This window comes from Nocardioides sp. Z24_21 (assembly GCF_058134345.1).
The window spans coordinates 420,245-438,381 of record NZ_JBYTTH010000002.1 but is presented as its reverse complement, the minus strand read 5'-3'; the positions used below and the strand labels follow the sequence as shown (position 1 = coordinate 438,381).

Here is an 18,137-nt window from a genome sequence, read left to right as displayed (position 1 = left end):
GCATACCTTGATGAGCCGGCGCCGGTCAGCCGAGGCAGGTCAGCGGGGGTCGCCGGGAGCCCCCGCCGCCGGCAGGTCGAAGCGGAAGACCGTGCCGGCCCCGGGCGGGGTGGGCAGGCACTCGATGGAGCCGCCGTGGCGCTGGACGATCGTCTGGCAGATCGACAGGCCCATGCCGGTGCCGCGGAAGTGGGCGCGGACGGCCCCGCTGCGGTGGAAGCGCTGGAAGATGAGCGCGCGCTCGTCGTCCTCGACCCCGACGCCACGGTCCTCGATCTCGACGACGACGCGCGAGCCCTGCCGCCACCCGCGCACGGTGATCGAGGCGGGCTCGCCGGGCCGGGCGTACTTGACGGCGTTGCCGACGAGGTTGCCGACCAGCTGGCGAAGGGCGACGGGATCGGCGTGCACCGACGGTAGGTCGGGGGCGGCCTCGAGCACGTCGTCGGGGCCGAGCATCCCGGACACCTGGTCGAGGACCCCGCCGGGACCGGACAGCGGCACGTCGCGGGCCGCGAGCTCGCCGGACTCCGCGAGGGCGTGCTCGAGCAGGTCGCCGATCAGCTCGCCCATCTGCGCGGCCGCCCGCTCGGCCCGGCGCAGCGGCTCCAGGGCGTCGGAGCCGGGCTCGAGGTCGTCGGCGGCGAGGGAGAGCCACGACCGGACGGCCGAGAGCGGCCCGCGCAGGTCGTGGGCGGCGGTCGAGGCGAACCCCGCCAGCGGGCGCAGGCCGGAGCGGTGCTCGGTGACCTCGCGCAGCACCAGCAGCACGTGTGGGCTGCCGGTGGTCCGCGAGAGCTCGGCCTGCGACACCGCCACCACGACCTCCTCGCCGCTGCGCAGGGGGATCACCACGTCGCCGACGCCGAGCTCGGCCCGGGCGGCGCCGGTGCGGGCCGGGTCGGGGTCTCGCAGCTCCGCCACGAGGTGGGCGAGGGCGTCCGTGTCGCTCGCCCCGGGGCTGACCCGGTGGGCGAGGCGGCGGCTGGCGCCGTTGCTGCGCTCGACGCGTCCCTGCGGGTCGAGCACGACGAGCCCTTCGTCCATGCTCTCGGTCATCTCGGCGAGCAGCTCGGCCTGCTCGTCCGCCTCTGCGCGCGCGGCGGTCTCGGCCGCGTAGGACTCGTCGACCCGGTCGCTGAGCGCCCCGACGGCCAGGCCCGTGACCAGCACGGCGACCATGAAGAGCTGCGACACCAGGACCTGGTCGACCAGGTCGTCGATGGTGGCGAAGGGCCCGCGGCCGGTGAGGCTGAGGGTGAGCGCGATGACGCCGAGGGCGAGGCAGTGCAGCGCCGCCGGGAACGTCGGGAAGCGGGCCGCGGACCACACGGCGAACGCGATGACGAGGAAGACGATGGGGTAGGGCTGCAGGAACAGCACGACGGTCATGGCCACCGAGACCACCCACACCAGCGCCAGCTCCCCGCTGGTGCCGCCGTGGATACGGGCCGAGATGGGCTGCGTGCGCCACTCCCACGCCAGGTGGCCCACCGCCCCCACGGTGAGCACCCCGGTGATGTGGCGGGCGAACCACGCCAGCGGCGTCACCGCCGTCACCGGCGAGCCGTCGACCCAGAGCCCGAGCGTGCCGACCAGGGCGCCGAGGGCGCACCCGACGGCCGCCGCCGCGGCGGTCGCGGCCAGGTTGCGCGGCGAGCGGATGCTGGCGGTCCCGCCGGTGCCCAGCATCGTCGGGCACCACCGGCGCAACAGCAGCACGGTCACGCCGGTCTGGATGACGACGGACGCGCCCCCGAAGAGGCCGACCACGGGCGAGACGCCGGTCGCGATCACCACGGCGACGTGGATGGCGCCCAGCGGCGCGAGCACCCGCCCGGCGCGGCGGGGCGACTCGGCGAGCAGCCACAGCAGCGCCACCCCGGAGCCCGGCCAGATCAGGCTGACGACCTGGTCCTCGACGGCGGTCATCCGTCCGACGACGGTGAGCACGGCGTACGCCGCGGCGAAGGCGACCGCGCGCGGCGGCGACAGTCCCCTCGTCATGGGCAGGAGCCTACGACTCAGATCCGTCCCGGAAACGTCGAAGGCGCGCGACAGCGGCATGTCGTCGGGTCCACACTCGCTGCCATGTCCCTGCGCAGCCTCGTCGCGGACGACGAGCCCGACATCCGCGACTTCATCGGTCACGTGCTCGAGCGGGCCGGCCACGAGGTGATCGTGGTGGACGACGGCGCCGAGGTCCTGACCCGCGCGGCCGCGGAGCGCTTCGACCTCGTCGTCGTCGACCACCACATGCCGCGGATGACCGGACTGGCGGTCGCCGCGGAGCTGCGCCGCACCAGTCCGACCACCAAGGTGCTGATCATGTCGGGAGACCTCGACGTGGGCGACGAGCACGTCCACTTCCTGCCCAAGCCGTTCAACCGGAGCGAGTTCATGAGCGCCGTCGACACCCTGCTCGCGGTGCCGCGGGACGCCTGAGCCCCGCGCTCACCGTCCCGTCGTCGACAGCGCGAGGCCGGTGTCGGCGTCGAAGATGTGGGCGCGATCGAGGTCGACGCTCACCGAGACCCGCTCCCCCGGCACGCCCGTGACCGTCGGCCGGGCCTTGACCTTGACCATCTCGGTGCCGACCTTGACGTCGACGACCGTGCGGTCGCCGAGCGGCTCGAGCCCGTAGAGCTCGCCGGCGAGCGTGGCGTCGCCGCGCTCCTCGACCGACACGTCCTCCGCGCGCAGGCCCAGGAGGAGCGGACGCCCGTCCTCCGCGGTGGTCCACCGCGGGCGCGGCAGCGACCAGCCCTGCTCGCCCACGAGGCGGTCGCCCTCGGTGCGGCAGGCGAGCAGGCTGATGCGCGGGCTGCCGACGAAGCCGGCCACCCACTGGTTGGCGGGCCGCTCGTAGACCGAGGTGGGCGTGCCGACCTGCTGCACCCGTCCCTCCCGGAGCACCGCCACCTGGTCGGCCATCGACAGCGCCTCGACCTGGTCGTTGGTGACGTAGAGGAAGGTGCCGCCGAGCGCGCGGTGGATGCGGGTGAGCTCGGTGCGCATCTCGACGCGCAGCTTGAGGTCGAGGTTGGTGAGCGGCTCGTCCATCAGGAACGCCCGCGGCCGCCGGACCAGCGCCCGGGCCAGCGCGACGCGCTGCTGCTCGCCGCCGGACATCTGCGCCGGCCGGCGCTGCAGGAGTCGCTCGATGTGCAGCAACCCCGCCACCTGCTCGACCGCTGCCGAGATGTCGCTGGAGGACACCTTGCGCGCCCGCAGCGGGGAGGCGATGTTGTCGTAGGCCGTGAGCCGGGGGTAGAGGGCGTAGCTCTGGAACACCATCGCGAGGTCGCGGGCCGCCGGGGTGTCGTGGGTCGCGTCGCGCCCGTCGAGGTGCACCGTGCCCCCGTCGAGCCTCTCCAGCCCGGCGATCGCCCGCAGCGTCGTGGTCTTGCCGGCGCCCGAGGGCCCGAGCACCACGAAGAACGACCCGTCCGGCACGTCGAGGGAGACGCCGTCGAGCGCCTGCACGTCACCGAACGCCTTGCGCAGCCCGTGTGCTGACACGGTTCCCATCAGGCCACCAGCTCTTCCGTGCTCGTGTCGTAGACCGGCGGGGTCCCGCCGGCGTGTCGCAGCCCGACCTGCTCGTCCGCCGCGAACCGCGCGGTGGGTGGCATCCGCACCCGCACGTCGCTCTCGCCGCCGTGGTCGACGACGTAGATGATCTCGTCGCCGAGCGCCTCGGCCGAGACGACGCGGGCCGGGACCGTCCGCTCGGCACCGGGCGCCGTCACCTCGAGCGCCTCGGGGCGTACGCCCGCCACCAGCGAGCGGTCGCGCGGCAGCCCGTCCGGCGGCGTGAGGACCAGCCCGCCGGGACCGCGCAGGGCGCCCTCGGACACCTCGACCGCGATGAGGTTCATCGGCGGCGAGCCGATGAACGCCGCGCAGAACAGGCTCGCCGGCCGGTCGTAGACCTCCAGCGGCGTGCCGACCTGCTCGACGCGGCCCTTGTTGAGGATCGCGATGCGGTGCCCGAGCGACATGGCCTCGACCTGGTCGTGGGTGACGTAGACCATCGTGGTGCCGAGCTCGGCCTGCAGGTGCTTGATCTCGGTGCGCACGTCGGCGCGCAGCTCGGCGTCGAGGTTGGTGAGCGGCTCGTCCATCAAGAACGCCTGGGGGCGCCGGACGAGCGCGCGGGCCAGCGCGACGCGCTGCTGCTCGCCGCCCGAGAGCCGCTGCGGGCGACGGTCGAGCAGTCGCTCGAGCTGCATCATCCGGGCGACCTCGTCGACGCGCTGCTTGACCTCCTTCTCGGGCTTGCCCTCGGCCCGCAGGGGGAACGCGAGGTTGTCGCGGGTGCGCAGGTGCGGGTAGAGCGCGTAGAACTGGAACACCATCGCGATGTCGCGCTGCGCGGGCGGCAGGTCGTTGACGAGGGTGTCGCCGATGCGGATGTCGCCCGACGTCTGCCGCTCGAGCCCGGCCATCGCCCGCAGCGTGGTGGTCTTGCCGCAGCCCGACGGCCCGAGCATCACGAAGAGCTCGCCGTCGCCGATGGACAGGTCGACGTGGTCCACCGCCACGGTGCCGTCGGGGTACCGCTTGTGCAGGGACGTCACCTCGATGCCGGCCATCAGCGACGCACCGCCCCGAGGGTCACTCCGGCCACGAGGTGCTTGCGCACCAGGTAGGCGAAGACGAGCACCGGCAGGGCGAACACCACGGCCGACGCGGCCACGAGGCCCCAGTCGACGGTGGTGCCGCCGATGAGCCCGGCGATGGCGGGAGGAGCGGTGCGCACCTCCTGGCTGGAGGTGAGGAAGATGGCGAACACGAACTCGTTCCAGGAGAAGATCAGGGCGAAGACCGCCGTGGCGGCGATGCCGGGGATGAGCAGGGGCAGGGTGAACTTGTGGAACGCCTGCAGCCGCGTGTAGCCGTCGAGCATGGCCGCGTCCTCGTACTCCGAGGGCACCTCGTCGACGAAGCCCTTCATCATCCAGATGGTGAACGGCACGTTGAAGGCGGCGTAGATGAGGATCAGCCCGAGCTTGCTGTCGATGAGCCCCAGCTCGCGATACATCAGGAAGATCGGGATCACGACCACCACGGGCGGCATGAAGCGGGTCGAGAGGATGAAGAAGAGCTGGTCCTTCTTCGCCTTCAGGGTGAAGCGCGAGTAGGCCCACGCGGCGGGGACCCCGAGCACCGTGGCCAGCACGGTCGACGCACCGGCCACGATGACGGAGTTGAGGAACGACCCGGACAGGTCGGAGCGACCGCCGTCGGGCGCGACGAACACGTCCTTGTAGTGGTCGAGGGTGACGTCGAACCCGAAGAACTTCGCGGGCACCGCGTAGACGTCGCGGTTCTCCTTGATGGACGTCTCGAGCATCCAGATCACCGGGAAGAGCATGGCCACGGCCAGCGCGGTCAGCAGCAGGACCTCGACCACCATCCGGCCCCGGCCGCCGCTGCGCCGGGCGCGCGGCGACGACTCCGTGGTGGGAGCGGGCACCGCCTCGTCGATGGAGATGGCCATCAGCCCTCCTTCAGCTTGTTGAGGTAGCGCAGGTAGAACTGCGCGAGGACGATGACGACGAGGACCATGAGGATCCCGTAGGCCGACGCGGTCCCGGTGCTGAAGCCGAGGAACGCGACCTTGTAGACGTGGAACGACAACGTCTCGGTGGAGACCCCTGGACCGCCGCTGGTGAGGATGTAGACGAGGTCGAACAGCCGGAACGCCTCGATCGCGCGGAACATGATGGCGATGAGGAGCAGCGGCCAGACCATCGGCAGGGTGATGTGGCGGAAGCGGAACCACTCCGACGCCCGGTCGATCGAGGCGGCCTCGTAGAGGTACTTCGGGACCGCGGTGAGGCCGGCGAGCGCGATGAGCATGATGAACGGCGTCCACTGCCAGGTGTCGACGACGATCAGCGAGATGAGCGCGGTGCGCTGCCGGGTCAGCCACTCGACCTGGTCGAGGCCGAGGGAGCCGAGCATGCTGTTGATGACGCCGAACTGGGCGTCGAGCATGAACTTCCAGAACAGCCCGACCACGACCGGGGACAGCATCATCGGCACCAGGAACAGCGTGGTCAGCAGCCCCCGCCCGCGAGTCCTCCGCGAGATCAGGTACGCGATCGCGAAGCCCAGCACGGTCTGCAGCGCCACCGCGCCGACGACGTAGAGCAGCGTTGTCAGGGCCCGCTGGTGGACCTGGTCGGAGGTCAGGATGTCGGTGTAGTTCGTGAACCCGATGAAGTCGGCGGGCACGTCGCGCGTGGCCGAGTAGTCGGTGAAGGACAGGTAGAGCGCCCACAGCAGCGGGAACACCGACATCGCGAGCAGCAGGAGCAGGGCCGGCGAGATGAACGCCACGGCCAGGCCGCGGTCGCTCAGGCGGGGGGAACCCCCCGGTGCAGGGGTCGTCGGAGACGTCCCCTGCACCGGGTGGTCCTTCGTCGTCGTCATGGGCTCAGCTCACAGCCCGCCGCCGCCCGCGGAGTCCAGCACTTCCTGCTGCTCCGCGGCGATGTCGTCGAGTGCCTGCTCGGGGTCCTTGGCCCCGTTGAGCGCGGCGTTGACGTTGGTGTTCTCGATGTCGATGAGCCGGGCGTACTCGGGCACGTTCCACATGTCGCGCATCCGGGTGACCGAGTCGGCGTAGACCTGGTTGAACGGTCCGGCGTCGAGGAACTCCGAGGACTCGAGGGCGTCGGTGCGTGCGGGGACGCCGCCGGCGGCGGCCCACTTCTTCTGGATGTCGGCCTGCTCGAACCACTTCATGAAGTTGAGCGCCTCCGCCTGGCGCTCCTCGGGAGCGTAGGCCGAGATGTGCATGCCCATGCCGCCCAGCGGCACCAGGTCGGTCTCCTGCGAGGGGAGCGTGGCGAAGCCGAGCTTGTCGAGGATCTCGTCCTGGGTCTTGCCGAGCGTCGACTGCTCGGGGTCGACCAGGCCTCCGGCGGCGGCGATCCACTGGAAGGCGATGCAGGCCTTGCCCTGGGCGACCGCGGCGTTGACCTCGTCGATGAACCAGTTGCCCGAGCCCTTGGCGGTCAGCGGCTTCATCTCGTTGACCAGGACGTCCATGGCCTTCTGGCCGGCGTCGTCGTTGATGATGCCCTCGATCGTCTTGTCCTCGGCGTTCCAGAGGTTGCCGCCATAGACGCCGTTGACCGTGTTGTAGGTGACCGCCGCGGCGTCGGAGCCGTTGGCCTGGTGGAAGGCCAGGCCGCTGACGCCGGGGTTGTCCTCCTGACACTGGCGGGCGACGTCGATCATCTCGTCCCAGGTCTCCGGGGGCTCCTCGCCGATGAGGTCCTTGCGGTAGATCATCGTCCAGGTGTCGCCCAGGAGCGGCAGGCCGTAGAGGCTCGCGTCCTCGTCACGCTGGCCGGTCTCGGCCTGCGGGTACTGGCCGTAGGCGGCGAGGAGGTAGGGGTCGTAGGCGTCGGTCTCGATGTTCTCGTTGACGAAGTCGGTGAGGTCGAGGATGTTGCCGTTGGTCACCGCCTCGCCGATGTGCTGCGAGTCGAGGATCGGGATGTCGAAGTCGGTCTGGCGCGCCGCGAACTGGGTGAACATCGCGTCGTGCCAGTTGGCGTTGGGCACCGTGTTGACCTCGATGGTCACGTTGGGCCGCTCCTTGGTGTACTCCGCGTTGGCGAAGTCCTCCAGCGCCTGGGCGGGGGGCCACTCGAACCAGATGAAGCTCAGCGTCAGCGGGTCGTCGGTGAGCTCGGGGATGGTGGCCGGGGCCGCCGGACCGCCGGCGTCGGACTCGGCGTCGCCGTCGTCGCCGTCACCGCCGCCGCAGGCCGCAAGGGCCGTCGCCACGAGGATGGCCGCCGTGGCCAGGCGTGCCTGCCGTCCGGGGAGGGACCTGCGTCCCGCTCGCTGTAGGTGCCGCATCTGCTTCCTGCTTCCTGCTCGGGATGGGTGATCGGGTGGGTGATCGGGTGGTGCCGGGACTGCGCCGAGACGGGTGGTGCAACTGCGTGGTGGTGGGTGCGTGGTGGTGGGTGCGTGGTGGGTGGGTGCGTGGTGGGACTGGTCGTGCGGTCACCAGGACGTGGCGACGTACTGGGCCTCCATGAACTCGAGGAGGCCCTCGGTGCTGCCCTCGCGGCCGAGACCGCTCTGCTTGGTGCCACCGAAGGGCGCGGCGGGGTCGGAGACGAGACCGCGGTTGAGCCCGACCATGCCGCTCTCCAGGCGCTCCGCGAGGCGGAGGCCGCGCGCGAGGTCGCGGGTGTAGAGGTAGCTGACCAGGCCGAGATCGGTGTCGTTGACGACCGGGAGCAGGTCCTCCTCGCGCTCGAAGCGGACCACCGGGGCGACCGGGCCGAAGACCTCCTCGTGCAGCACTCGGGCGTCGGCGGGCACGTCGACCAGCACGGTGGGCGGGTAGAACGAGCCCGGCCCGCCGGTGGGGCGGCCGCCGATCATGGCGCGGGCGCCGCGGTAGACGGCGTCGCGGACCAGGTGGTCGACCTTGCGCACGGCGTGGTCGTTGATCAGCGGGCCGCACTGGGTGGCCGGGTCGGGGCCCGGGCCGACCCGGATCGCGGACATCCGGGCGATGAGGCCCTCGACGAACTCGTCGTGGACCGAGGAGTGGACGAAGAAGCGGTTGGCGGCCGTGCACGCCTGGCCGCCGTTGCGCATCTTGGCGACCATCGCGCCCTCGAGCGCCGCCTCGACGTCGGCGTCGGCCAGCACGACGAACGGCGCGTTGCCGCCGAGCTCCATCGCGCACTTGAGGACGTTGTCGGCGGCCGTGCGCAGCAGCACCCGGCCGACCGCGGTCGAGCCGGTGAAGGAGACCATCCGGGTGCGCCGGTCGGTCAGCATCGCCTCCACGACGGGGCCGGGCCGGGACGTGGTGACGACGTTGAGGACGCCGTCGGGAAGGCCGGCCTCCTGCAGCAGCGCCGCCACGGCCAGCGCCGTCAGGGGGGTCTCGGCGGCGGGCTTGAGCACGGTCGTGCAGCCCGCGGCGAGCGCCGGCGCGATCTTGCGGGTGGCCATCGCGGCCGGGAAGTTCCACGGCGTGACGAGCACGCTGACACCGACGGGCTGGTAGGTCACCAGGAGCCGGTTGGCCCCGCTCGGGGCGTGGCCCACCTGTCCGCGCAGGCGGACGCCCTCCTCGGCGTACCAGCGGAAGAACTCCGCCGCGTAGGCGACCTCGCCGCGCGCGTCGGCGAGCGACTTGCCGTTCTCCAGGGCGATGAGCAGCGCCAGCTCCTCGCTGCGCTCGAGCATCAGGTGGAAGGCGCGCATCAACAGGTCGGCGCGCGAGCGGGGCGACGTGGCGGCCCAGTCGGCGGCGGCAGCGGCCGCGGCGTCGACCGCGGCCACGGCGTCGGCGGTGTCGGCGTCGGCGACCGTGGCGAGCACCGAGCCGGTGGAGGGGTCGTGCACCTCCAGCCGGTTGCCCGTGCCGGCCGGTCGCCACGCACCGGCGACGAACAGGTCGGTCGGCACGGCGATGGCGTCGACCACCGGGCGCAGCACCTCGTCCACGACGGTCATCGCGCACCTGCCGGGGTGGTGAGGTCGTCGGTCGGCAGCACGGCATCGCGCAGGGCCGCGCGGTCGCCGGAATGGGCGGCGCGGACGATGCGCTCGAGGCCGTCGACGTCGAGCGGACGCGGGTTGTTGGCCACGAGACGCTCGGCTCCGCTCGCCTGCTCGGCGGTCCAGCGGAGCTGGTCGGCCGGCAGGCCGATCTCGGCGAGCGTCGCCGGGATGCCGACGGAGGCGAGCAGCGCGGCGACCCGGTCGATGGCCTCGTCGGCCAGGTCCTCGGCGGAGGCGTCGGGCGAGGCGCCCATGGCCACCGCGATCGCCGCCATCTCGGCCACCCGGGCCGGGCGGTTGTACTCCATGACGTAGGGCAGCAGGGCGCCGACGCCGATGCCGTGCGGCGTGTGCGTCAGGGCGCCGACCGGGTACTGGATGGCGTGCGCGGCCGCCGTGCCCGCGGTGCCGAGGGCGAACCCGCCCGCGGTGGCGCCGAGCATCATCGCCTCGCGCGCCTCGACGTCGTCGGGGGTCGACCAGGCCCGGTGCAGGCTGCCGGCGATGAGCCGCACGCCGAGCAGGGCGTAGGTGTCGGTCAGCTCGTTCTTGCCCACGAAGACCCGCTCGGTGGCGAGCCCGGTCGTCAGCGGGCGGCGTACGGCGGTGAAGGCCTCCACGACGTGCGAGAGCGCGTCGGCGCCGGCGCTGGCGGTGAGGCCGGGCGGGCACCCGAGCGTGAGCTCGGGGTCGCACACGGCGACCTGGGGGATCAGGTGCGGGCTGGAGATGCCCACCTTGCTGACCCGGTCGGGATCGGTGAGCACCGCCACCGGGGTCACCTCCGAGCCGGTGCCCGCGGTGGTCGGCAGCGCCACGACCGGCACCACCGGCCCGGGCACCCGGAGCTCGCCGTAGTAGTCGGCCGGCGAGCCGCCGTGCGCGAGGAGCACCGCGACCGCCTTGGCGAGGTCCAGACAGCTGCCTCCGCCCATGCCGACCACGACGTCGGGCCGTGCCGCGGCGGCGAGCTGCGCGCACTGCGTCACCTGGCGCACCGGCACGTCGGGCTCCACCTCGGCGAAGGTCGTGACGTGCACCCCTGCCTGCTCGAGGAGGCCCACGAGCTGGGCGAACTCCGCGGTGGCACCGAACCGGGCATCGGTACAGACCAGTGTGCGCGACCCGAGGGCGGCGGTCACCGTGGCGAGGGCGTGACGCTGCCCGGCTCCGAACAGGACCTGGCGCGGACCGCGCAGGACGCCGAGCAGGCTCATGAGGGCTCCGTGGTGGGGGAGGGAATCGAGGGCGAGTGCACGGACCGGGTGCCGCGAGGGCCCGTTCCCCCACCGCAGACGCCCTGACCCATTTCCTATACGATCTGATTCGTGCGAGAGCATGAGTCACCGCACCGGCCGCTGTCAACGGTCCGGCCAGCACTGGCGAGAAGGGACCGGACAGCATGGACGAGGCGAGGACGGGCGAGCCCCCCGTGTCATGGGTCGCTCCCACCGGTGGGCGCAGGCGCCTCGAGCGCCCTCGTGGGCGGCTGGCCGACGAGGTCTACGACGCCCTCCTGGGCCAGCTGATGTCGTTGCGCATCGAGCCCGGCTCCCGCGTCACGATGGACGCCCTGGCCCGCGAGCTGCGCGTCTCGCAGACCCCCATCCGCGACGCGCTCAACCGGATGGAGGCCGACGGCCTGGTCGTCCGGGTGCCGCACGCCGGCTACCGGATCCCCCCGCAGATCACCCGCGACCGCTTCGAGGACATGGTCGAGATCCGGCTCCTCCTCGAGCCGTCCGCCGCCCGCCACGCGGCGGAGCGCGCCACGACCGGCCAGGTCGAGGAGATGCGCCGGCTGCTCGAGGAGATGGGCCAGCTCGTCGAGGGCGGCCGCCACCTCGCCTACGGCGCCTTCGGCCTGCGCGACGCCGCCCTCCACGACCTCGTCGCCGACAGCGCGGGCAACCAGGTCGTGCGCGAGGCGCTCGCCCGCCTGCACACCCACGTCCACCTGTTCCGGCTGCTCTACGACGCGGAGGTCACCTTCCTCGCCATGGGCGAGCACGAGGAGGTCGTCGACGCGATCGCCTCCCGTGATCCCGATGCCGCCGCCTACGCGATGCGGCGCCACATCCTGCTCTCGCGAGACCGGTTCCGCCGTCTCTTCGAGGAGTCCGAGCAGGATCTGGACGCACCACCCCTTGACGCGGACGGTCGCCCGCAGCGATCCTGACCCGACCGATCCGATCGGATCCGATCCTGTGACCGGGCTTGCTCGGGTCCGGACCGCTCGTCTTTGCCGCCCTCAGCCAAGGAGACCCAGGTGCCCAGAGCACTGCTCATGACCGGCGACGCCGCCGAAGAGCTCGACACCATGTACCCCTACTACCGCGTGCAGGAGGGCGGGTGGGACGTCGACGTCGCCTCCCTCACCACGCGCGACGTCCAGCTCGTCATCCACGAGTTCGACCCCAACTGCGACGCCTACGTCGAGAAGCCCGGCCGCAAGCTGCCCGTCGACCTGACGTGGGCCGAGGTCGACCTCGAGCGCTACGACGCCCTCATCATCCCCGGCGGCCGCGCCCCCGAGTGGATCCGCGTCGACCCCGACGTCCGCCGGATCACCGAGCACTTCTTCGCCCGCAACCTCCCCATCGCCCTGGTGTGCCACGGCGCCCAGGTGCCCGCGGTCTACGGCCTCCTCAAGGGCCGCAGCACCGCGTGCTTCCCACCCATCGCCGGCGACATGGAGAACGCCGGGGCGACGGTCGTCGACGCCCCCGACTGCGTCGACGGCAACCTGGTCTCCTGCCGCGGCTGGCCCGACATGCCGCAGTTCGGCCGGGCCATGATGGAGGTCTTCGACAAGTCCATCGGCGGCGCGTCGGCATGAGCCGTGGCCTCCCCGCGGAGGCCGCGACTCACACGCCGGGGGAGGTCGTCGACGTCGACGGCTCCCCCGTCCGCGTGCACGAGACCGGGGCCGGGCACGCCGTGCTGATGCTGCACGGCTCCGGTCCCGGCACGACGGGCGCCGGCGCCTGGGCAGCGACCGCGGCGGCGCTCGCCGGCTCGCACCGCGTGGTCGCGCCCGACCAGGCCGGCTTCGGCCGCACCCCGCTGCCGGCGGGGTCGTCGGGCGGTCGCCGCACCTGGACCGACCAGGCCGCCGGCCTGATGGACGCCCTCGGCGAGACGTCCTACGCCGTCGTGGGCCACTCGATGGGCGGCGCGGTGGCGCTGGCCCTGGCCGCCGCCCGTCCGCAACAGGTCACCCATGTGGTGGCCGTCGGCACGATGGGCGCCCCGGGGGCGCCGCTGTCCGCCGACCTCGACGCGGTCTGGGCCGCACCCCCGACCCCCGACGGCGCACGCGACATGACCTGCCGGCTGGTCCACGACCAGCGCCTCGTCACGCCGAAGGCCGTGGCCGCCCGCACCGCGGCGATGCAGGCGGGCGCGGAGGCGTTCGCGACGCTCTTCCCGCCGCCTCGATCGCGGTGGGTCGACGACCTGACCCTCTCTGCCGACGAGCTGGCGGCCGTCCGGGCGCCGGTGCTGCTCGTCCACGGGGCGCACGATCGCCTCACGCCGCTCCGGACGGCCGCGCTGCCGCTGCTCGAGCACCTCGATGACGTACGCCTCCACGTCCTCGGCCGGTGCGGTCACGCGCCCGCCCTCGAGCAGCCCGCGGAGTTCCAGGAGCTGCTGGCCGGCTTCCTCGCCCGCTGAGCGGGCGCAGCGTCAGAGGTTGCCCGACGTCAGAGGTTGATCGTGATGTCCGCGTCCTTGCGGAGGTCCGTGACCAGCTCCGTGGCGACCTTGCCGACCTGCTGGGCCTCGGCCTGCTCGACGAGCTGGTCGCGCACCTGGTCGAAGGGCGGGATCTCCTGCCCGCCGCCCGACGCGGCCTGCTGCTTCTTGGCCTGCGCGTAGATCTTGCGCAGCTCCTTGTCGGTGGGCTCGAGCGGGCCGTCCTCGTCGGCGACGAGCTGCTCGACCATCGCCTGGGTCTCGACCTGCTCGCGGGCCTGCTCGGCGCTCAGGCCCTGGGCCTCGACGGCCTCGAGGAGCTCGTCCGCCGACCCCATGCCGTTCTGCTTCGCCAGGTCGGCCAGCTCCTCGTCGACGGCCTCGTCGCTGACCTCGAGGCCACGCGACTCGGCCTCCTGCAGCAGCAGCTCGGTGTCGACGAGGTTGTCGGCGGTCTGCTTGCGCAGCGCCTTCTCGTCGGGCTCCTCCCCGGTCATCTGCGCCTGGGCCGCCGCCTGCTGGAAGGCCGCCTTGTAGATCGGCACGAACTCCTCCTTGGTCACCTGCTCGCCGTTGACCTCGGCGACCACGTCGGGGATCGCGTCGAGGTCGGGCTGGGGGCCCTCGGCGGCGCCGTCGGAGGCGCTCGCGGACGGCGAGGAGCTCGACGAGGAGTCCTTGGCGTCGTCGGACGCGTCCGACCCGCCGCAGGCGGAGAGCGTGAGCACGGCGGCGACCGACAGGGCGCCGATCACGGTGCGGGTGCGGGAGGTCATCAGGGAGAACACGGAGGAAGTCATCGGTAACGACGGTACGCACCCAACCTGAACGCCGTCCTCAGGGTCCTCAGGCCCTGGGGGCGGGACGGCTCAGAGGTCCTCGAGGGAGTCGGGCACGGTGAGCGCGTCGGGGTCCTGGCGCACCGGGAGCTGGGCGAGCGCCGTGCGTACGAGCGTCAGTCGCGCCGCCACCGCCACCTTCTGCCGCAGCCGGCCCACACCGCTCTCGCCGAGGGTCTGCTCGACCGCGGCCGCGATCTGGGCGTCGGTGAAGGTGGGCCGGGTGCCCGCCGGCACCTCGACGTCGGGCAGGGCGAGCAGGACGGGCAGGACCTGGCTGCCGACCGCCTCGAGCAGGTGGTAGCGCTCGATCTTGCTCATCGACTCCCAGGCCGCCTCGCCCTTGGCGCGGCGCCCGACCTTGCCGCCGGCCACGATCTTGGCGGCGGCGGTGACGGCCACGGTCAGCTCGTGCTCGGTGAAGCGCATGGCCCCAGCATGCCCGACCCGTCGAGACCGGGACGGACCGGCACTGGCCCGCCTGTCAGTAGTGGGCGGTCATCACGTGCTTGATGCGCGTGTAGTCGTCGAAGCCGTAGCCCGACAGGTCCTTGCCGTAGCCCGACGCCCCGAACCCGCCGTGCGGCATCTCCGAGACGAACGGGATGTGGGTGTTGACCCACACGCAGCCGAAGTCGAGCTCGCGGGTGAGTCGGTCGGCGGTGCCGACGTCGCGGGTCCACACGCTCGCGGCGAGGCCGTAGGGGACGCCGTTGGCCATCGCGAGCGCCTCGGCCTCGTCGTCGTAGGACTGCACCGTCAGGACGGGGCCGAAGACCTCCTCCTGCACGATGCGGTCGTCCTGGCGTACGCCGGTCACGACGGTCGGCGCGAAGAAGAAGCCGGCCTCACCGTGCCGGGCGCCTCCGGTGCGGACGCTCGCGTGGGCGGGCAGGTCGGCGAGGAACGACTCGACCTTCGCGAGGTGGGCGGCGTTGTTGAGCGGACCGTAGTCGGCCCCGTCGTCCGACGGCGGGCCGGGCCGGGTGGCCTCGGCCTCCGTGACCAGCAGCTCGACGAGCTCGTCGTGCACGCTGCTGTGGACGATCACCCGGGTGGCGGCGGTGCAGTCCTGGCCGGCGTTGAAGTAGGCGGCCGCGGCCACCATCTCGGCGGCCCGGGCCAGGTCGGCGTCGGGCGCCACCACGACCGGCGCCTTGCCGCCGAGCTCGAGGTGGACCCGCTTGAGCGACCTCGCGGCCGACAGCGCGACCTCCGTGCCCGCGCGCACCGAGCCGGTGATCGCGACGAGTCCGGGGGTCGGGTGCTCGACGAGGTAGCGACCCGTGGAGGCGTCGCCGTTGACCACGTTGAGCACGCCGGGCGGCAGGATCGCGCCGGCGATCTCGGCCAGCAGGACGGTGGAGCGCGGCGTGGTGTCGCTGGGCTTGAGGACGACCGTGTTGCCCGCCGCCAGCGCGGGCGCGATCTTCCAGATCGCCATCGCGAAGGGGTAGTTCCACGGCGTCACCTGGCCGACGACGCCGATCGGCTCGCGACGGATCGCGGAGGTGTGGCCCTCGAGGTACTCCCCCGACGACTTGCCCTCCAGGAGTCGCGCGGCGCCGGCGAAGAAGCGCAGCTGGTCGACGCCCTGGTCGACCTCCTCGCTCGCGATGTGGCGCACGGGCTGCCCGGTGTCGCGGGCCTGCACCTCGCTGATCTCGTCGCGGCGCTCCGCGATCGCGGTCGCCAGGTCGAGCAGGTAGCCCTGGCGCGCGCCCGGGGTGAGCCGCTTCCAGGAGGCCGAGGCCCGCTCCGCGGCGGCGTACGCCCGGTCGACCTCCTCGTGCGTCGAGACGGGCGAGCGCCCGTCGGGTGCGCCGGTGACGGGGTCGACGAGCTCGATGAACTCGGTGCTCGCCGACGCGACGAGCTCGCCGTCGATGAAGTTGCGGATCGTCGGGTCGGTCGGCTGGTCGGTCGGCTGGTCGGTCATTGCTCTCCTCGGCGGGCGGTCAGGCGACGTAGATCTTGCGGATGGTCTCGTGGACGACCCAGGTCGTGTGCTCGCCGGCCCGCAGGCGGACGACGCTGCCCGGCCCGAGCTCGACCTGCTCGCCGTCGTCGAAGGTCACGCTCGCGGCGCCGGAGAGCACGACGAACACCTCGTCGACCTCGACGTCGGTGGCGGTGCCCGGGGTCATCTCCCACACCCCGACCTCCACGCCGGACACCGCGGCCAGCGCGCGCGAGCCCGCCGCCGGAGCGCCGGCCAGGACCGTGCCCGGGTCGAGGGGCGCGGTCGGCACGGGCGCGGCGGTGTCGAGGACGCGGGTCGCGGCGGGGCTCATGGCTGCATCGTCCCCAGCGGGGCGGGGCGCGGCGGCCGACGATCTGTCGTCACTTCGCCCCTCCGCCCAACAGTTCGTCTGCCACGAGCGCGACGTGCAGCGAGACCCGGACGTCAGGGTCGTCGAGGTCGGCGCCGAGGATCGACTCGATCCGTGCCAGCCGGTCGTAGAAGGCCGCGCGCGACAGGTGCAGGCTCGCCGCGGCCTCGGTCTTGCTGGCCGGGTGCAGCACGAGCGCGCGCAGCGCCGCCACCAGCTCGGTGCGCGCCCCGTCGGCCCGGTCGTGCTCCTGCAGCGGCCCGAGCTCGCGCTCGACGAAGAGGCGGACCCGCTCGTCCTCGCCGAGCAGCGCCAGCAGCCCGCGCAGGTGCAGGTCGGCGAGGCGGTGCACCCCGGGATCGTGCTCGCGCCTCACGGCGGGAGCGGCGTCGGCGACCTGCCCCGCCTCGGCCACCGTGCGGGCCACCCCGGCCGGGTCGGCGACGGGGCGGCCGGCGGCCACCAGCACGTCGTGGTGGGCCCGCACGCGCGCGGCGAGCCGGTCGACCAGGTCGTCGGCCGAGGACGCGGGAGCGCTCGAGACCAGCACCCGCAGGTCGCGCTCGACCTCGCAGACCAGGGCCGGCAGGCGCAGCGCGTGGGCGGCGCGGACGACGGTCGCGGCCACCTCGTCGGGCTCGGCGGAGGGCGAGGCGCCGACGCGCGGGCGGACCACCACGCCGGTCAGGGTGCGCCGGCGCACCGGGAAGCCGGCCAGCTCGCAGCGTCGTCGTACGTCGTCGGAGTCGGGGTCCTCGCTCAGCCCGGTGAGCAGCTCGAGGTGCGTGCGGCGCATGAGCGTGCCGCGGTCGCGGTCGTGCAGGCGGTGCAGGGCGAGGGCCGACGCGGCCCGCTCGGCCACGGCCACGAGCCGCTGCGACGGCGTCTCGGGTGAGCCGATCACCAGCCGTCCCCACGCCCGGTCGGTCGTGCCGAGGCGGGTGACGAGCCACCCGTTGGCGGCGTCCCAGCCGGTGCGGCCGGCGACCTCGACGCGCTGGGACCGGGCCGGCCATCCGTCGAGGAACCCGCCGCCGTCGTCCGGGCCGGCGAAGTAGTCGAGCGGGCGGTGCTGGGCGTTCTCCACGACCACGGGCGCGTCGGCCAGGCGCTGCACCGCGCGGAGGATCTCGGCCGGGCTCGCGAGGTCGTAGCCCAGGTCGGTGAACGTCTCGTGCACGCGCTGGGCCTCGCGCAGCTCGGCCAACTGCCGGTCGACCACCCGCTCGCCGATCTCCTGCGCGAGCGTGGCGAAGCGGGTCTCGCGCGCCAGCACCACGAGCGGGAGCCCGTGCTCCTCGCAGGCGGCGACGAGCGGGTCGGGCAGCGCCGAGGCCCATCGTCGGCCGAGCTCGACCACCACCCCCGCGCTCCCGACGTCGACGAGGGCGTCGACGAAGGCCTCGAGCCCGGCGGTGTCGTCGTCGTCGGGGAGGCCGGTGCCCATCGTGAGCAGCAGGTCGCCGGCTCGCAGGAGCTCGCCGACGTCGAGTCGCTCGGTGGCGTGCACCCACCGGATCGGCCGGCCGGCCCCGGCGGCACCGGCGACCACCTCGGGCGCGGCGCGGCGCAGCGCCGGCAGCTCCAGCGCCTCGCGCAGCGTCACCCCCGGCGTCACGTCGACCACGGCGGCAGCCTACGGCCGACGGGGTGACGATGTGTCCGGCGACCGGCCGCTTTGCCGACGATCCGACACCCGCGCGTG

Annotated in this window: 17 protein-coding genes; 4 read left to right on the top strand and 13 right to left on the bottom strand. The window is 73.1% G+C overall.

The window, feature by feature from the left end; all coding sequences use genetic code 11:
- Nucleotides 1–39 precede the first annotated feature (39 nt).
- A complete protein-coding gene (locus tag AC3X7Z_RS08475; RefSeq protein ID WP_489975642.1) occupies nucleotides 40–2,007 on the bottom strand; it encodes an ATP-binding protein in 1,968 nt (655 codons plus the stop codon).
- An 84-nt stretch (nucleotides 2,008–2,091) separates the two neighbouring features.
- On the opposite strand from AC3X7Z_RS08475, the gene AC3X7Z_RS08470 reads away from it, so the two are divergent.
- Nucleotides 2,092–2,445, top strand: coding sequence for a response regulator (locus AC3X7Z_RS08470; protein ID WP_489975641.1), 354 nt, complete (start codon nucleotides 2,092–2,094; stop codon nucleotides 2,443–2,445).
- A gap of 9 nt (nucleotides 2,446–2,454) precedes the next feature.
- Here the strand turns inward: AC3X7Z_RS08470 and AC3X7Z_RS08465 are convergent, their stop codons facing one another.
- The 7 genes from AC3X7Z_RS08465 to AC3X7Z_RS08435 form a co-directional block, all read right to left on the bottom strand.
- Nucleotides 2,455–3,522, bottom strand: a complete 1,068-nt coding sequence (locus AC3X7Z_RS08465; RefSeq protein ID WP_489975640.1) for an ABC transporter ATP-binding protein — start codon at nucleotides 3,520–3,522, stop codon at nucleotides 2,455–2,457.
- A gap of 8 nt (nucleotides 3,523–3,530) precedes the next feature.
- On the bottom strand, nucleotides 3,531–4,598 hold the full coding sequence (locus AC3X7Z_RS08460) for an ABC transporter ATP-binding protein (RefSeq protein WP_489975639.1): 1,068 nt from the start codon (nucleotides 4,596–4,598) through the stop codon (nucleotides 3,531–3,533).
- Nucleotides 4,598–5,506, bottom strand: coding sequence for a carbohydrate ABC transporter permease (locus AC3X7Z_RS08455; protein WP_186340069.1), 909 nt, complete (start codon nucleotides 5,504–5,506; stop codon nucleotides 4,598–4,600). The genes AC3X7Z_RS08460 and AC3X7Z_RS08455 overlap by 1 nt, the downstream gene beginning before the upstream one ends.
- Entirely contained in the window at nucleotides 5,506–6,444 is a 939-nt protein-coding gene (locus AC3X7Z_RS08450; protein WP_186340068.1) for a carbohydrate ABC transporter permease, read from the bottom strand. Before AC3X7Z_RS08450 ends, AC3X7Z_RS08455 begins: the two co-directional genes overlap by 1 nt.
- 9 nt (nucleotides 6,445–6,453) lie before the next feature.
- Complete coding sequence (locus tag AC3X7Z_RS08445) at nucleotides 6,454–7,887, bottom strand: ABC transporter substrate-binding protein (RefSeq protein ID WP_489975638.1); 1,434 nt, start codon at nucleotides 7,885–7,887, stop codon at nucleotides 6,454–6,456.
- A gap of 150 nt (nucleotides 7,888–8,037) precedes the next feature.
- Complete coding sequence (locus tag AC3X7Z_RS08440) at nucleotides 8,038–9,513, bottom strand: NAD-dependent succinate-semialdehyde dehydrogenase (RefSeq protein ID WP_489975637.1); 1,476 nt, start codon at nucleotides 9,511–9,513, stop codon at nucleotides 8,038–8,040.
- Nucleotides 9,510–10,778 (bottom strand): iron-containing alcohol dehydrogenase, encoded by a 1,269-nt coding sequence (locus AC3X7Z_RS08435; RefSeq protein WP_489975636.1) that lies wholly within the window; start codon nucleotides 10,776–10,778, stop codon nucleotides 9,510–9,512. Before AC3X7Z_RS08435 ends, AC3X7Z_RS08440 begins: the two co-directional genes overlap by 4 nt.
- Before the next feature lie 185 nt (nucleotides 10,779–10,963).
- On the opposite strand from AC3X7Z_RS08435, the gene AC3X7Z_RS08430 reads away from it, so the two are divergent.
- The 3 genes from AC3X7Z_RS08430 to AC3X7Z_RS08420 all read left to right on the top strand — a co-directional run bounded on the left by AC3X7Z_RS08430 (nucleotide 10,964) and on the right by AC3X7Z_RS08420 (nucleotide 13,239).
- The gene (locus AC3X7Z_RS08430; RefSeq protein WP_186340064.1) at nucleotides 10,964–11,740 is read left to right on the top strand and encodes a GntR family transcriptional regulator; all 777 of its coding nucleotides are present in this window, start codon (nucleotides 10,964–10,966) and stop codon (nucleotides 11,738–11,740) included.
- 90 nt (nucleotides 11,741–11,830) lie between these two features.
- Nucleotides 11,831–12,400, top strand: a complete 570-nt coding sequence (locus AC3X7Z_RS08425) for a DJ-1/PfpI family protein (protein WP_186340063.1) — start codon at nucleotides 11,831–11,833, stop codon at nucleotides 12,398–12,400.
- Nucleotides 12,397–13,239 (top strand): alpha/beta fold hydrolase, encoded by an 843-nt coding sequence (locus AC3X7Z_RS08420; protein WP_489975635.1) that lies wholly within the window; start codon nucleotides 12,397–12,399, stop codon nucleotides 13,237–13,239. Before AC3X7Z_RS08425 ends, AC3X7Z_RS08420 begins: the two co-directional genes overlap by 4 nt.
- 29 nt (nucleotides 13,240–13,268) lie before the next feature.
- Here the strand turns inward: AC3X7Z_RS08420 and AC3X7Z_RS08415 are convergent, their stop codons facing one another.
- The 5 genes from AC3X7Z_RS08415 to AC3X7Z_RS08395 all read right to left on the bottom strand — a co-directional run bounded on the left by AC3X7Z_RS08415 (nucleotide 13,269) and on the right by AC3X7Z_RS08395 (nucleotide 18,059).
- Nucleotides 13,269–14,060, bottom strand: a complete 792-nt coding sequence (locus tag AC3X7Z_RS08415) for a SurA N-terminal domain-containing protein (protein ID WP_186340061.1) — start codon at nucleotides 14,058–14,060, stop codon at nucleotides 13,269–13,271.
- Between the two features lie 69 nt (nucleotides 14,061–14,129).
- Nucleotides 14,130–14,528 carry a hypothetical protein gene (locus AC3X7Z_RS08410; protein ID WP_186340060.1) on the bottom strand — a complete coding sequence of 133 codons (399 nt, stop codon included), beginning with the start codon at nucleotides 14,526–14,528 and terminating at the stop codon, nucleotides 14,130–14,132.
- A gap of 55 nt (nucleotides 14,529–14,583) precedes the next feature.
- Nucleotides 14,584–16,038, bottom strand: a complete 1,455-nt coding sequence (locus AC3X7Z_RS08405; RefSeq protein WP_489975634.1) for a gamma-aminobutyraldehyde dehydrogenase — start codon at nucleotides 16,036–16,038, stop codon at nucleotides 14,584–14,586.
- Nucleotides 16,039–16,057: 19 nt separating this feature from the next.
- Entirely contained in the window at nucleotides 16,058–16,393 is a 336-nt protein-coding gene (locus AC3X7Z_RS08400; RefSeq protein WP_186340058.1) for a cupin domain-containing protein, read from the bottom strand.
- A 49-nt stretch (nucleotides 16,394–16,442) separates the two neighbouring features.
- Nucleotides 16,443–18,059: a PucR family transcriptional regulator gene (locus AC3X7Z_RS08395; protein WP_241005301.1), complete on the bottom strand. Its 1,617-nt coding sequence runs from the start codon at nucleotides 18,057–18,059 to the stop codon at nucleotides 16,443–16,445.
- Between the last annotated feature and the right edge of the window lie 78 nt (nucleotides 18,060–18,137).